At 57.6% G+C, this 15,593-nt stretch carries 10 protein-coding genes and 1 pseudogene; all 11 read left to right on the forward strand.

Annotated features, from left to right (window positions below; genetic code table 11):
• Positions 1 to 74 precede the first annotated feature (74 nt).
• The 11 genes and pseudogenes from AC1DIS_RS21240 to AC1DIS_RS21290 all read left to right on the forward strand — a co-directional run bounded on the left by AC1DIS_RS21240 (position 75) and on the right by AC1DIS_RS21290 (position 15,587).
• On the forward strand, positions 75 to 1,061 hold the full coding sequence (locus AC1DIS_RS21240) for a LysR family transcriptional regulator (RefSeq protein WP_111455241.1): 987 nt from the start codon (positions 75 to 77) through the stop codon (positions 1,059 to 1,061).
• Between the two features lie 123 nt (positions 1,062 to 1,184).
• Positions 1,185 to 2,732 carry a UxaA family hydrolase gene (locus AC1DIS_RS21245; protein ID WP_477745501.1) on the forward strand — a complete coding sequence of 516 codons (1,548 nt, stop codon included), beginning with the start codon at positions 1,185 to 1,187 and terminating at the stop codon, positions 2,730 to 2,732.
• Between the two features lie 60 nt (positions 2,733 to 2,792).
• The gene (locus AC1DIS_RS21250) at positions 2,793 to 4,373 is read left to right on the forward strand and encodes an aldehyde dehydrogenase (NADP(+)) (RefSeq protein WP_477743060.1); all 1,581 of its coding nucleotides are present in this window, start codon (positions 2,793 to 2,795) and stop codon (positions 4,371 to 4,373) included.
• A 330-nt stretch (positions 4,374 to 4,703) separates the two neighbouring features.
• Positions 4,704 to 6,137 (forward strand): MFS transporter, encoded by a 1,434-nt coding sequence (locus AC1DIS_RS21255; RefSeq protein ID WP_096480174.1) that lies wholly within the window; start codon positions 4,704 to 4,706, stop codon positions 6,135 to 6,137.
• 115 nt (positions 6,138 to 6,252) lie between these two features.
• On the forward strand, positions 6,253 to 7,140 hold the full coding sequence (locus AC1DIS_RS21260) for a shikimate dehydrogenase family protein (protein ID WP_477743059.1): 888 nt from the start codon (positions 6,253 to 6,255) through the stop codon (positions 7,138 to 7,140).
• Positions 7,141 to 7,146: 6 nt separating this feature from the next.
• Entirely contained in the window at positions 7,147 to 8,181 is a 1,035-nt protein-coding gene (locus AC1DIS_RS21265; RefSeq protein ID WP_477781062.1) for a Gfo/Idh/MocA family protein, read from the forward strand.
• Between the two features lie 40 nt (positions 8,182 to 8,221).
• Entirely contained in the window at positions 8,222 to 8,962 is a 741-nt protein-coding gene (locus AC1DIS_RS21270) for an NAD(P)-dependent alcohol dehydrogenase (RefSeq protein WP_477781063.1), read from the forward strand.
• 2 nt (positions 8,963 to 8,964) lie between these two features.
• Positions 8,965 to 9,397, forward strand: a pseudogene (locus tag AC1DIS_RS21275) (helix-turn-helix transcriptional regulator).
• A gap of 311 nt (positions 9,398 to 9,708) precedes the next feature.
• Complete coding sequence (mexE, locus tag AC1DIS_RS21280) at positions 9,709 to 10,962, forward strand: multidrug efflux RND transporter periplasmic adaptor subunit MexE (protein ID WP_018926019.1); 1,254 nt, start codon at positions 9,709 to 9,711, stop codon at positions 10,960 to 10,962.
• A gap of 15 nt (positions 10,963 to 10,977) precedes the next feature.
• The gene (locus AC1DIS_RS21285) at positions 10,978 to 14,169 is read left to right on the forward strand and encodes an efflux RND transporter permease subunit (RefSeq protein ID WP_018926020.1); all 3,192 of its coding nucleotides are present in this window, start codon (positions 10,978 to 10,980) and stop codon (positions 14,167 to 14,169) included.
• Positions 14,166 to 15,587, forward strand: coding sequence for an efflux transporter outer membrane subunit (locus AC1DIS_RS21290; protein WP_477743055.1), 1,422 nt, complete (start codon positions 14,166 to 14,168; stop codon positions 15,585 to 15,587). The genes AC1DIS_RS21285 and AC1DIS_RS21290 overlap by 4 nt, the downstream gene beginning before the upstream one ends.
• Positions 15,588 to 15,593 lie beyond the last annotated feature (6 nt).

Below are 15,593 nucleotides of genomic sequence, written 5' to 3' on the forward strand. Positions count from 1 at the left end.
CTCCCCCGTAAATCCCAATGAAAGAATCTCACCGATCAATGCTGTTTTGTTATCGACAGACAAGGCCTTATCCGATGGAAAACGATCAAATTACTTTTGGCAGTGTTACCCGATGGCTGAAGATCAAACATTTGGTACTGGTCAATAGCCTGGCCAAGACCCGCAATATGCACACGACCGCAGAACAGATGAATGTTACCCAACCGGCCATCAGTAAATTGCTTCGCGATCTGGAAGTACTCCTGGGTTTCCCACTGTTTGAACGTCAAACCCGCAGCCTGGTGCTTACTGAACTAGGAGAGTTCGTAGCCCGTTATGCGCGTATTACCTTGGAAGACACGGAGTCGTTCGTCGACCAAGTCAACAAGCTGCGTAAAGGCGGGCATGGCCATTTAAAAATCGGCACCATTTTCGCCGCAACATCAGTGGTGCTGCCGGAAGCGATCGCCAGCATAAAGCGTGAGCGCCCCCTCCTTTCTATTGAGGTAATCGAACAAACCAGCAACCACTTGCTGGAAATGCTCGAACAGAAAAAACTCGATTTAATCATCGCGCGCTTCACGGACGAGAATTGTCAGCCTTTCGAATTTACGTCGCTGGGACCTGAACCCTTTTGTCTTGTCGTGAACAGCACACACCCTCTGTGCCGACTGAAGGAAGTCCCCACCGAAGCACTCAGCGAATGGCCATGGGTCATGTATCCCTTTAATACGCCGATCCGACAACGCATGGAGCGCGCGTTCACACTGTTCAAGATCGCCCCGCCAACCAACACCGTTGAGACCATTTCGATGCAAACCTTCCTGCAGTTGCTGCAGTCTGGGCCAATGCTCGCGATGCTCCCCGAGTCCATGGTCCAGTCGCAATTGCAAAATGGGCAGCTTCAAATCCTCAACACGCCCTTCAAAGTTGAATCTCAGGATTACGGGGTTATCACTCGCAAGGATGAACCCCTCTCAGAGCCGACGCGGAGGTTTATTGCGACCTTATTATCGTTCGCCAGACAGCGGCAAACGGCTACAGAGGAGAAGCAAAGCAGCCAACTCAGAAAAAGTCGATGAGGCAAAGTTATCGAGCAATCGAAAGCTCTCATTAGGCAGCCATCTCTATGAATCCTATAGTGCCAGCACAAAAGTGCGGCGCTATTAGCGACCGCGCACCACCCAGCAGCCCGTGAGGATGCGATGGAACTGATCATGAAAACCGGCGCAGCAGCTGTGCTGCGTTTGAACCCGCTGGACGATGTGCTCATCGCACGCCGACCGCTACTCGCTGGCGAAATCCTAGAGCAGGAAGGCGTGACTGTCCGGCAAGCGATTGTGGCGGGCCATAAAGTGGCCTCCCGGCGTATCGAAGCCGGTCAACCGGTAAGGCGCTATGGGCAAATCATTGGTTTTGCGGTTGTCGACATAGAAGCAGGCGAGCATGTCCATGTGCATAACCTGGCCATGGGGGAATTCACACGAGATTATGCTTTCAGCGTCGATGCGAAACCCAACGTCAAGCCAAGTGAAGCCCCGTCGTTCATGGGTATCGTGCGCCCGGATGGACGCGTCGCGACGCGCAACTACATCGGCATTCTTACATCAGTGAATTGCTCTGCCACAGTCGCCCGGGCCATCGCAGACCATTTTCGTCGGGACATCAATCCCGCCGCACTGCAAGCGTATCCAAACGTCGACGGTGTTGTTGCTCTGACGCATTCCGCCGGCTGCGCCGTTGACCCTGCGGGCGAYGGTTTGAGCATGTTGCGCCGGACATTGGCCGGATATGCAACCCACGCCAACTTTGCCGCCGTGCTGGTGATCGGGTTGGGCTGCGAGACGAACCAAATCGACTCATTACTCACGACGCAAGGACTGACCCGTAGTAATACCCTGCGCACGTTCAACATCCAGGACAGTGGCGGTACGTCCAAGGCCATCGCCAGTGGCATTGATCACGTGAAGCAATTACTTGGCGAGGCCAATCAGATTCGGCGCGAACCGGTTAGCGCTCGCCACCTGACGGTTGGGCTGCAGTGCGGTGGCTCGGATGGCTATTCCGGCATTACCGCCAACCCTGCGCTGGGCAATGCGGTGGATCGCCTAGTCGCCTGCGGCGGTACCGCGATTCTTTCTGAAACCCCTGAAATATACGGTGCCGAACACTTGCTGACACGACGGGCTGTCAGCCGTGAGGTCGGCGAAAAACTGATCGCTCGAATTCATTGGTGGGAACGCTACTGCGAGCGTATGGGGGCCGAATTAAACAATAACCCCTCTGCCGGCAACAAGGCCGGTGGCTTGACCACCATTCTGGAAAAGTCACTGGGCGCTGTGGCGAAGGCCGGCTCGAGCAACCTGATGGATGTCTACGAATATGCCCAGGCCGTCACGGCCAACGGGCTGGTTTTCATGGACACCCCTGGCTATGACCCCGTCTCCGCAACCGGCCAAGTCGCCGGTGGTGCCAACCTGATTGCGTTTACCACCGGGCGCGGATCGGCCTATGGCTGTGCCCCTGCCCCATCAATCAAGCTGGCGACTAATAGCGCCTTGTGGGCTCGTCAGCGAGAAGACATGGACATCAACTGCGGCGAAATTGCCGAAGACACTTTGACCATCGAGGCGTGCGGTGCAGCAATCTTTGAAACCATCCTGCGCATTGCCTCGGGCGAGCGCAGCATGAGCGAACAACACGGATACGGACAAAATGAGTTCGTGCCTTGGCAGATCGGCGCCGTCACCTGATTTTCAGTCCTGGGAATGCCTTGCCCAGCTATCTCTTGCACATTCAACCTGGAGACAACGATGTCCCTCATCACCGGCCAGAATTTTATCGGCGGTCAGCGCAGCGCCGCCGGCACTATCATCGTCAAGAGTGTGGATGCCAGCACGGGGGAAACCCTACCCTATGCCTTCCACCAGGCGACCTCGCAAGAAATCGAGGATGCTGCCCATGCAGCCTACAACGCTTTTTCCAGCTACCGCATCCTGAGCGCGAGCAAACGGGCTGAGTTTCTCGATGCTATTGCTGAAGAGCTAGAGGCTTTGGACGATGAGTTTATTGCCCTGGTTTGCCGTGAAACAGCATTGCCTGTAGCTCGCATCCAGGGCGAACGCGCACGTACCAGCGGTCAAATGCGCCTGTTTGCAAACGTACTGCGGCGCGGTGATTTCTATGGCGCTCGCATCGACCAAGCGTTACCACTTCGCAAACCGTTACCGCGCCCTGACCTTCGCCAGTACCGCACCGCCATCGGTCCGGTTGCTGTATTTGGTGCCAGTAATTTTCCGTTGGCCTTCTCCACGGCCGGCGGCGATACCGCCTCCGCGCTCGCGGCGGGTTGTCCGGTGATATTCAAAGCCCACAGCGGCCACATGGCGACTGCAGAACAGGTCGCCAACGCAATTATCCGGGCGGCCGAGCGCAGTGGCATGCCTGACGGTATCTTCAACATGATTTATGGCAGTGGCGTAGGCGAAGCCTTGGTAAAACACCCGCTCATCAAGGGTGTTGGTTTTACCGGCTCGCTCAAAGGCGGTCGAGCATTGTGCGACATGGCCGCTGCTCGCCCCGAGCCCATTCCAGTCTTCGCTGAGATGTCGAGCATCAACCCGGTCGTGATCCTGCCCCATGCCCTCTCGCGTCGGGCCGACAGTATCGCTCACGATCTTGCCGCCTCGGTGGTTCAAGGTTGCGGGCAGTTTTGCACCAATCCCGGACTGGTGGTTGGCATTCGCTCGGATGCATTCAGTGCCTTTCAGGATAGAGTGGCAGCGTTGATAAACGACCAACCGGCACAAACAATGCTCAACGCAGGCACCCTGCGCAGCTATGCGGCTGGATTGCAGAACCTGCACGCGCACCCCGGCATCGTGCACCTGGCTGGCTGTAACCAACAGGGTCACCAGGCGCAGCCACAATTGTTCAAAGCCGACGTAGAGTTGCTGCTGAAAGGCGACAAGGTCCTTCAAGAGGAAATCTTTGGCCCTACATCTATCTTCATCGAGGTCAATGACCAGGCGCAGCTCAACGCGTCCATCAATGCCCTTCACGGACAATTGACCGCAACCTTGATTGGTGAGCCAGAAGACCTTACGCAATTCGTAGAGTTGACTGCTTTGTTGGAGATGAAGGTTGGTCGCATCCTCATCAATGGCTACCCAACCGGTGTCGAGGTCTGCGATTCAATGGTCCACGGCGGCCCTTATCCTGCGACTTCCGATAGTCGGGGCACCTCGGTCGGCACTTTGGCCATCGACCGCTTCCTGAGACCCGTCTGCTTCCAAAACTACCCCGATGCATTGCTTCCCGATGCTCTCAAGAACGCGAATCCGTTGAACATTTCGAGGCTCGTCGACGGTCATCTCTCGCGAGATAGCTTGTAGGTTGGCAAACGGGCAAGACGGCGTACTACGACGTTAGAACCTGTCGTTGGCCTCATTACCCTTTGTATGAAGCAACAGTGCTGAGCGCTTGACGCGTCGGAGCCTGTTCATCCTCTTACAGCCTATTCGCTCAATTGCACGAGCGGGCTTTAGCGTGCTCGCTCGGCTTGGCGACAACGTCAGACGTACGAACTCAGCACCTCACAATTAACCAGCGTTACGCCTTGATCGACCACGGAACGACTCCCTTGACAAGGCGGCGATTCTGGTAACAGAATTACTGATGGAACGAAGTTACAATAACAACAATTGAGAAACCGGAGACACGTTATGAATCAGAGCATACCGATCGACGCTCATTCCAAAGGCCAGTCAAAAAAAGCCGCAGCTAGCGGTTGGATCGGCTCAGCGCTGGAGTATTACGACTTCTTTATCTATGCGACCGCGGCGGCCTTGCTGTTTCCACAGCTCTTTTTTCCATCTGATAACCCAGCGGTCGGCATCATTGCCTCTCTGGCCAGCTTTGGTGTGGGCTATATCGCCCGGCCGATAGGCGCTGTTGTCCTAGGGCATTTGGGTGATCGCCACGGCCGTAAAACGGTTCTGGTTTACTGCATGTTCCTGATGGGCTTCTCGACGATGTGTATCGGACTTCTGCCAACGTACCAGCAGATCGGGATCTGGGCGCCGGTGCTGCTTGTGACGTTGCGCCTGATTCAGGGTTTTGCGGTGGCCGGGGAGATCTCCTGCGCCAGTTCCATGATTCTCGAACACGCCCCGTCCGGCCGCCGTGGTTACTTCGCGAGCTTTACTCTCCAAGGAGTTCAGGCCGGGCAATTGCTCGCGGCAGCAGTCTTCTTGCCTCTCGCTCATTTTATGCCTGCGGATCAGTTCGCTTCCTGGGGTTGGCGGATTCCGTTCCTGCTCAGCGTCATCGTAGTCATCCTGGGATATATCATTCGCCGCCAGGTCGACGAGACACCTGTATTTGCCAAACAAAAAACGCAAGGCGAAGCTACTGTCCTGCCAGTTGTCGAAGTCATCCGGCAGAGCTGGGGTGATCTCTTGCGTGTGATCTGCATGGCACTTGCTGCGGTGATCGCCATTGTCGCCTCGGTATTTGGCGCTACCTATGCGGTTCAACCGGCCTATGGAATCGGTTTCCCTGCAGGCGTCTATTTGTGGATTCCTCTGCTGGGTAACATGTGCGCGGTGATCCTGATCCCCTTCGTTGGTAACCTCTCAGACAAGATCGGCCGCAGGCCCCCAGTCATTATTGGCATTCTCTGCGCGGGACTGCTCTCGTACGCGTATCTGTACGCTATCAGCATCCATAACCTGTGGCTTTCGCTGGTTCTCTCCGTACTCATGTGGGGCGTCGCCTACCAGGGTTTCAACGGTGTATTTCCGAGCCTCTTTCCCGAATTGTTCCGTACGCGGGTGCGTGTGACCGGCATGGCCATCGGACAGAACATAGGGACCGCGATGACTGCGTTTCTCCCGGCAATCTTCGTCACTGTTGCGCCCCCCGGCTCTGACAATATCCCGCTAAGAATCGGCTCTCTTACATTAGGTATCTGTGTTATCGCTGCGATCGCGGCGTTCACTACACGCGAAACATACCGGATTCGCCTTGAAGATCTCGGCAAGCGCAACGCAGTGCCTATTGCCAAAGAAGAATACGATCGTATGCGGGCCGAAGCGATGCGGGGCACAGCTCAGACAGCCGTCCCGAATGACCTGGCTAGCCAACTGCGTTCGTAACGACCTTCGACGATTACACTAGTGCGACCATTAGGTTTTCGCGACCCACAGGCCCGATGGGCAGAGCAGCATCATGCGGTCGGCACTTGCCAATGCATAGCCATCGACGCTGTGCATGCCCAAGAAGCCAGCCAGCGCTCCTCTTCCCGTCAACATCAAATATCAGGCAACCATGGCCTCACATATCACAGGAACAACTCGGCTTTATGGATTGGTCGGCCATCCGCTGGCGGCTGCCAAGTCTCCGCAACTATTCAACCGACTCTTTATAGAACAACAGGCAGACGCGGTTTGTATTCCATTCGAGGTCAAGGCCGATGACCTGTCCTCGTTCGTGGCYGGTGCCAGAGCATTGAACAATCTCGCCGGCATCCTGGTCACCATGCCTCATAAACAAAGGATGCTGGCTCTTGTCGACGAACTTCATCCGACTGCTCGTCAAGTGGGTGCAATCAACGTCATTCGTTGCGAGACAGACGGACGCTGGGTCGGTGCCGTATTCGATGGCCTCGGCTGTGTTCTTGGCATGCAATGGGAAGGCTTTCATCCAGCGAACAAGAACGTTCTTTTGGTCGGAGCTGGGGGCGCAGGCAGAGCGATCGCATTTGCCGTCGCATCGGCGGGAGCTCGATCGCTCACTATCTCCGATGTCGACGAACACCGAGCCGAGGATCTGGCGAAAGCCGTTGCTGCCGAAACAGGTTGCATCACGCTTTCTGGCCCACCCGACCCACATGGCTATGAAATCGTGATCAATGCCACGCCGCTTGGCATGAACAAGAATGATCCTATGCCTGTGGATCCCGAGCGACTCGAACCCGGCACCCTCGTCGTGGATATCATCAACTCGCCGGAATCGACACCGCTTTGCGATGCTGCGCGTAAAAGAGGTTGTCGCACCCAGGACGGGGCCCCCATGCACAAAGGCCAGGCGTTGCTTGCACTACGCTTCCTTGGGTTCGATTACCACCCCGATAACGTAACAGCACCGCGCCAGGAGTGAGTACACATGAAAGTTGCGTTACTGGAGGTCAGCCATTGGCATGTCCCGCTGTATCTGAATGCTCTTGAGACCAACGGGGTCCAAGTGGTGGCCGTATCGGATTCGGAGCACGTGAAGGGTGAAGCAATTGYCGAGCGATTCAAATGCGCGTTGTATAGCTCATCCTATGAGTTGCTTGAGCGCGAGGAGGTCGATTTTGCTTTCGTGTTCGGCAGGCATTCGGAAATGCCGTCGCTGGCAGAGGCCGTGATTGCACGAAACATTCCCTTTGCCCTGGAAAAGCCCTGCGGCATCAACATGGCACAGGTCACACGGCTACGTGAGCTAGCCGAGCAAGCCAATCTCTACTGTGCTGTACCGCTGATCTTCCGCATGAGTGAACTGCTTGGCGCACTGCAAGATACTGAGGGACGCTTGCCTGCGGACTTCAACTACATGTCTTTCCGTTTCATCGTAGGTCCGCCCGCTCGTTATGAAACGGCAGGCTCAGGCTGGGCCATCGACCCCGTTTTTTCTGGAGGTGGATCAACGATCAACGTGGCTACGCATTTCATAGATCTCTTCAGGTTATTGACCGGTAAGGAGGTCTCACGAGTCTCAGCCGTCATGAACTCACTGACGCATCGGGGTGCTGTCGAAGACTATTCGGTATTGACCCTGCAGACTGAAGATGGCGTGATCGGTGTTGTGGAAACGGGATACAGTTTCCCCAGTACCTTTGATGAGCAGCGCGAGTTCTCCTTCACCCTTTCGTCCGATCGCATGTACGCCAAATCTGGTCCCGACCGAATCGAAATAAGGGATCGACAGAACCTTGCGGCCGGCACTCGAAGCCGCCGACTACAACTGGACACAGACGTCTATTACCCACTGTTCGTCAAACAAGTGCTTGCTGAGTGCCGTAACGGGGCCAAGCCAATTGCATCATTACGCGACGCCGAGGCAATCATGCAGGTCATGGACGCTGCCTACGATTCAGCTCGGCAAGGAGGTACGCTTTTGACACTTACGCCGACTCCACAGCAGCGTTGCGTGGGATGACAAACTGTAATGGCCCGCCCGGCATTGAAGAACTTCATCCATGATTTGTTCCGGCACAGTTTTATCGGTCGGCCCAGGCGTCAAGCGGCTGAAGGTGGGCGATGCGGTTTTCGGTCTGGCCCGATTCAAAGAAAGCGGCGCGTTTGGCGAAGCCGTCATCACAAAAGAAGCATTTCTAGCGCATAAGCCCGATGATGTTTCATTCGAGGATTCCGCGTGTCTGGGCACGCCCRGTATAACCGCTTGGAACGGACTAATCGACAAAGCGAAGCTGCAAGCCGGCCAGCACGTTTTTGTAAACGGTTGTGCCGGTGCCGTCGGCGAAGCAGCCGTACAAATAGCGCTGATACATGGCGCTGTCGTCTCGGGCAGTTGCAGCGCCAAGGACATCCAGCGAGCAAAGTCGCTGGGGGTGCAGACCGTCTATGATTATCGGAACACGCAGGTATCGAGTATCGCCACACGATTCGATTTGGTTTACGACACTGCGGCGACGCTACCGGTTTCGACAGGCATTGGGATGTTGCGAGCGGGAGGCGTGTTTCTGGATCTGAACCCAGGCCCTGGCAAGTTTATTCGAGCTATTTTTGATCGCAGACTCAAACCAATCATCGGATCACCGCGCGCTGAAATTCTCGATAAGCTTGCCAAAGCGGCCAGTGAGGGAAGCTTCAGGATCCCGATAGGAAAAACCGTTTCCCTAAGCGACGCTATTCAACTGATCGGGGAACTCGAAAAAGGTCGAAAACTCGGCGGTAAAGGCGTCATCGAAATGGAGTAGGAATGTCCAGAAGTGACCGATTRTTTGAACTGATGCAAGTTCTCCGTCGACATCGCAGAACGGTATCGGGACGGACACTCGCCCAGGAGTTGGGGGTGTCACTTCGCACCATACGTCGCGATGTACTGACACTGCAGGGTATGGGGGCCGACATCGAGGGTGAACCTGGTTTGGGCTACGTTCTCAAGCCTGGATTTCTTCTTCCCCCTCTCTCATTTACAGAAGAAGAAATACAAGCGCTTGTAGCCTATCGAATCCAAGCGTTCCCTGGCGGCATGGTGCGAGGCTGACAGCAAGTTCCGGGTGATAGACCTGGATGACGTCGCACACGCTGAGGTGCTTGTCGAACGCTACTCTCGCAATCGTCGCGGGCTGATTAAGGAATGGCGAGCTCAGGAAATCCTGCCTTGTAACAGCCGCGGCGAGACTTGCTGAACGGAGTCGAGCATACGTTGGTTGCAGCTTCGTGTGACGAAAACAAACAGTTCGCAAAAATTCCCGGGGCGCGGGGTCCCATCCATCCTCAGCGAAGGCCACTACACGGTTTCAAGCCAAACCTTTGCATTCCCCGCAACACACAATTGTCATCATTTCATTTGATAGCCCGCTAACGAAAGGTGCATGCTAGAGGGCTTGCTTCTGGCTTATATCATTCCGAATGATAGTTACCTTTGCCTCGTTCGATTCGTTTGATACCGCCCCGCCAAGCATTATCCGCCCATCTCAATACATTGGCGGATGCATCCATGGAACAGTCACTCAAACATTTGCGCTTCCCCTTGGCCCTGTTGGCCGTGATGGTGATGAGCGCCTGCGGCAAGACTCCGGACGCTGCCGCCACCATGCCCGCGGCCAAAGTCAGCGTGGCCAAGGTGCTGGAGCAACCAGTCAACGAGTGGGACGAATTCACCGGGCGCCTGGAAGCGCCGGAAACGGTAGAGATTCGTCCACGGGTCTCCGGCCAGATCGATGACGTAACCTTCACCGAAGGCGCATTGGTCAAGAAAGGCGATCTGTTGTTCCAGATCGACCCGCGTCCGTTCCAGGCTGAGGTCCGCCGCCTCGAAGCCCTGGTTGCGCAAGCTCGCGCCACAGCCACCCGCAGTGAAAACGAAGCCCAACGCGGCGAACGTCTGCGCACCAGCAACGCGATTTCCGCCGAACTCGCCGACTCGCGCACCAGCGCTGCTCAAGAAGCTCGCGCCGCCGTCGGCGCGCTTCAGGCACAACTGGACCTGGCCAAACTGAACCTGAGCTTCACCCGCGTGACTGCGCCTATCAGCGGTCGCGTCAGCCGTGCGGAAATCACCGCCGGCAACCTGGTGACCGCCGATACCACCGCCCTGACCAGCGTGGTGTCCACCGACAAGGTCTACGCCTACTTCGACGCTGACGAGCGTGTATTCCTCAAGTACAACCAGCTCGCCCGCCAGGGTCAACGCGGCGCCACCACCCCGGTTTACATGGGCCTGTCCAATGAAGACGGTAACCCGCACCAGGGCCAGATGAACTTCGTCGACAACCAAGTCAACCCGAAGACCGGCACCATCCGCGGTCGTGCGGTGTTCGACAACAGAGACGGCAGCTACACCCCGGGTCTTTATGCACGCCTGAAACTGGTGGGCAGCGGCACCTACTCCGCGGTGTTGATCAACGACGAAGCGGTCGGTACCGACCTGGGTAAAAAGTTCGTGCTGGTGATGGATGCCGACAACAAAACGGCTTATCGCCCCGTCGAGCTGGGTCCGAAAATCGAAGGTTTGCGCATCGTGCGCAGCGGCCTGAACAAAGACGACACCATCATCGTCAAGGGTTTGCAACGGGTTCGCCCTGGTTCGCCGGTCAGCCCTGAAGTGATCCCGATGGCCAGCAAGGAAACCCTCGCGGCTCTCGCTCAACAACGACAAGCGCTGGAAGCCAGCAACCTGCCCCAAGTCGCACCTGCCAAGGTCGCGCCGGGTACGGTTGTGAAACTGGCTGCTGCGACTCCACGCGGTTAAGGGGCAATTACTCCGATGAATTTCTCCCAATTCTTCATTTCACGGCCGATTTTCGCAGCGGTACTGTCGCTGCTGATCCTGATCGCCGGTGCCATCTCGCTGTTCCAGTTGCCGATCAGCGAATACCCGGAAGTGGTGCCGCCAACCGTGGTGGTCCGTGCCAACTTCCCCGGCGCCAACCCTAAAGTCATCGGTGAAACTGTGGCTGCTCCTCTGGAGCAAGCCATCACCGGCGTCGAGAACATGCTGTACATGTCCTCGCAATCCACCGCTGACGGCAAGATCACCCTGACCATCACCTTCGCCCTGGGCACCGACCTGGACAACGCGCAGGTGCAGGTGCAGAACCGCGTGACGCGTTCCGAGCCGAAACTTCCCGAGGAAGTGACGCGCATCGGTATCACCGTCGACAAGGCGTCGCCCGACCTGACCATGGTTGTGCACTTGACCTCGCCGGACAAACGCTACGACATGCTCTACCTGTCCAACTACGCCTTGCTCAACATCAAGGATGAGCTGGCGCGTCTGGGCGGTGTCGGTGATGTGCAGCTGTTCGGCATGGGCGATTACTCGCTGCGGGTGTGGCTCGATCCGAACAAGACCGCTTCGCGCAACCTGACCGCCACCGATGTGGTCACCGCGATTCGTGAACAGAACCGTCAAGTGGCGGCCGGTGCCCTGGGTGCTCCGCCTGCACCGAATGCCACGGCATTCCAGCTGTCGGTCAACACCCAAGGCCGTCTGGTGTCTGAGGAAGAGTTCGAGAACATCATCATTCGCTCTGGCGAAAATGGTGAAATCACTCGCCTCAAAGACATCGCTCGTGTCGAACTCGGCTCCAGCCAATACGCCCTGCGCTCCTTGCTGAACAACCAACCGGCGGTGGCGATCCCGATCTTCCAGCGCCCAGGCTCCAACGCGATCCAGATCTCCAACGACGTTCGGGCGAAAATGGCCGAGCTGAAAAAGAACTTCCCGGAAGGCATGGACTTCAGCATCGTCTATGACCCGACGATCTTCGTGCGCGGTTCCATCGAGGCGGTGGTTCACACCCTCTTCGAAGCACTGATCCTGGTTGTGCTGGTAGTGATCCTCTTCCTGCAAACCTGGCGCGCCTCGATCATCCCGTTGGTGGCGGTGCCGGTTTCGCTGATCGGTACGTTTGCCGTGATGCACCTGTTCGGCTTCTCGCTGAACGCCCTGTCGCTGTTCGGACTGGTATTGGCCATCGGTATCGTGGTCGACGATGCGATCGTGGTGGTGGAGAACGTCGAGCGAAACATCGGGCTCGGACTCACTCCGGTAGAAGCCACCAAGCGTGCGATGCGTGAAGTGACCGGTCCGATCATCGCGACGGCGCTGGTGCTGTGTGCGGTGTTCATCCCGGCTGCGTTCATCTCCGGCTTGACCGGTCAGTTCTACAAACAGTTCGCCCTGACGATTGCGATTTCGACCGTGATCTCGGCCTTCAACTCGCTGACCTTGTCGCCAGCACTGGCCGCTGTGTTGCTCAAGAGCCATGACGCGCCGAAGGACCGCTTCTCCAAGGTGCTGGACAAGATCTTCGGTGGCTGGTTGTTCCGTCCGTTCAACCGTTTCTTTGACAAGGCCAGCCATGGCTATGTCGGCACCGTGGGCCGGGTAATCCGCAGCAGCGGTATCGCCCTGCTGCTGTACGCCGGCTTGATGGTGCTGACCTTCTTCGGTTTCTCCAACACCCCGACCGGTTTCGTACCTGGCCAGGACAAGCAATACCTGGTGGCGTTCGCGCAACTGCCGGATGCCGCGAGCCTGGACCGTACCGAAGACGTGATCAAGCGCATGTCCGACCTGGCCCTGAAACAGCCTGGCGTGGAAAGCGCGGTGGCCTTCCCCGGCCTGTCGATCAACGGTTTCACCAACAGCCCTAACGCCGGCATCGTGTTCGTCACCCTGAAGCCTTTCGACGAGCGTAAAGACCCGAGCATGTCCGCCGGTGCGATTGCCGGTGCGTTGAACGGCCAGTACGCCGGGATTCAGGAAGCCTACATGGCGATCTTCCCGCCACCGCCGGTACAAGGCCTGGGGACCATTGGCGGTTTCCGCCTGCAGATCGAAGACCGGGGCAACCTGGGCTATGACGAGCTGTACAAAGAAACCATGAACATCATCGCCAAGAGCCGCAGCGTGCCAGAACTGGCCGGTCTGTTCACCAGTTACACCGTGAACGTGCCGCAGGTCGATGCCGCCATCGACCGGGAAAAAGCCAAGACCCACGGCGTGGCCGTCAGCGACATCTTCGACACCCTGCAGATCTACCTGGGTTCGCTGTATGCCAACGACTTCAACCGCTTCGGTCGCACCTATCAGGTCAACGTTCAGGCCGAGCAACAGTTCCGCCTCGAATCGGACCAGATCGGTCAGCTGAAAGTGCGTAACAACCGTGGCGAGATGATCCCGCTGGCGACCTTCATCAAGGTCAGCGACACCTCGGGGCCAGACCGCGTGATGCACTACAACGGCTTCATCACCGCTGAAATCAACGGTGCGGCAGCCCCAGGCTACAGCTCCGGCCAGGCCGAGAAAGCCATCGAGAAACTGCTCAAGGATGAACTTCCGAACGGCATGACCTACGAGTGGACCGACCTGACCTACCAGCAGATTTTGTCCGGCAACACTGCGCTGTTCGTGTTCCCGCTCTGCGTACTGCTGGCGTTCCTGGTGCTCGCGGCTCAATACGAAAGCTGGAGCCTGCCACTGGCGGTGATCCTGATCGTACCGATGACCCTGCTGTCGGCCATTACCGGGGTGATTGCCTCGGGCGGCGACAACAACATCTTTACCCAGATCGGCTTGATCGTACTGGTGGGACTTGCGTGTAAGAACGCGATTCTGATCGTCGAGTTTGCCAAGGATAAGCAGGAAGAAGGTCTCGGCCCGCTGGCAGCGGTACTGGAAGCTTGCCGTCTGCGTCTGCGGCCGATCCTGATGACCTCCTTCGCGTTCATCATGGGTGTTGTGCCACTGGTTTTCTCCAGCGGTGCGGGTGCCGAAATGCGTCATGCCATGGGTGTGGCGGTGTTCTCCGGGATGCTCGGGGTGACCTTCTTCGGTCTGTTGCTGACGCCGGTGTTCTACGTACTGATTCGCAACTTTGTGGAGCGCGGTGAGCAACGCAAAGCGGCCAAGGCACTGAAATTGGAAAAGCAACTGGAGGCGCAACAATGAGCCTGAAAGCCTTCCTGCCGAGCCTGCTGGTACTGGCGCTGAGCGCCTGTGCCGTCGGCCCGGACTATAAAACCCCAGCCACCGAGGCGGCCAACATCACGGCCGCCAACGATGGCAGCGCCGGTCAGAAGAACATTGACCGCGCCCGTTTCGAAGGCATCTGGTGGCAGCAATTCGACGATCCGACCCTCAACCAGTTGGTGAAGCAATCCTTGCAGGGCAACCGTGATTTGCGTGTGGCTTTTGCCCGCTGGAAAGCGGCCCGAGCGATTCGCGATGACGCCAGCAATGACGCCATGCCGACCATCACCAGCCGCGCGAGCAGCGATCTGGGCAAAGGGCAGATTCCGGGTCAGACCACCAAACGGGTCAACAGCGAACGCTATGACCTGGGCCTGGACATGGCCTGGGAACTGGACTTGTTCGGTCGCATCCAGCGCAACCTGGAATCCAGCGACGCTGAGCAGCAAGCGGCCGAAGCCGATCTTTACCAACTGCAAGTCACCATGATTGCCGAACTGGTGGACGCCTATGGCCAACTGCGCGGCGCGCAACTGCGAGAAAAAATCGCGCTGGCCAACCTGAACAATCAGCAGGAGTCACGCAAGATCACCGAAAGCCTGCGTGACGCCGGTGTTGGCGATCAGCTGGACGTGGTTCGTGCCGATGCGCGCCTGGCGTCTGTCGAAGCCAGCGTGCCGCAACTGCAAGCCGAACAGGTTCGTCAGCGCAACCGCATCGCCACCCTGCTGGGTGAACGTCCAGACAAGCTGACCGTCGACCTGAGTCCAAAAGACTTGCCGGCGATCGCCAAGGCCCTGCCCATCGGTGATCCGGGCGAGCTGTTGCAACGGCGTCCGGACATCCGCAGCGCCGAACGCAAATTGGCGGCTGCCACCGCCCGCATCGGCGTGGCCAAGGCTGATTTGTTCCCTCGGGTGAGCCTCAGCGGTTTTCTTGGCTGGACTGCCGGGCGCGGTTCGCAGATCGGCTCGTCGGCGGCCAATGCCTGGGCACTGGGCCCGAGCATCACCTGGGCGGCGTTCGACCTGGGCAGCGTGCGCGCCCGTTTGCGCGGTGCCGATGCTGAAGCCGAAGGCGCCCTGGCGACCTATGAGCAGCACGTATTGCTGGCACTGGAAGAATCGGAGAACGCCTTCAGTGATTACGGCAAACGCCAGCAGCGCCTGATTTCGCTGATTCGTCAAAGCGAATCAAGCCGCGCCGCTGCGGACCTCGCCGAAATTCGCTACCGCGAAGGCACCGTGGACTTCCTCGTCCTGCTCGATGCCCAGCGTGAGCGTCTGGCAGCCGAAGACACCCAGGCCCAGGCCGAAGTCGATTTGTATCGCGGCATCGTCGCGATCTACAAAGCCCTCGGCGGCGGCTGGCAGCCAGAGACGGTCGCCAGCAAGTAATGCTTT

The sequence above is a fragment of the Pseudomonas sp. 05N433 genome, from assembly GCF_056396925.1.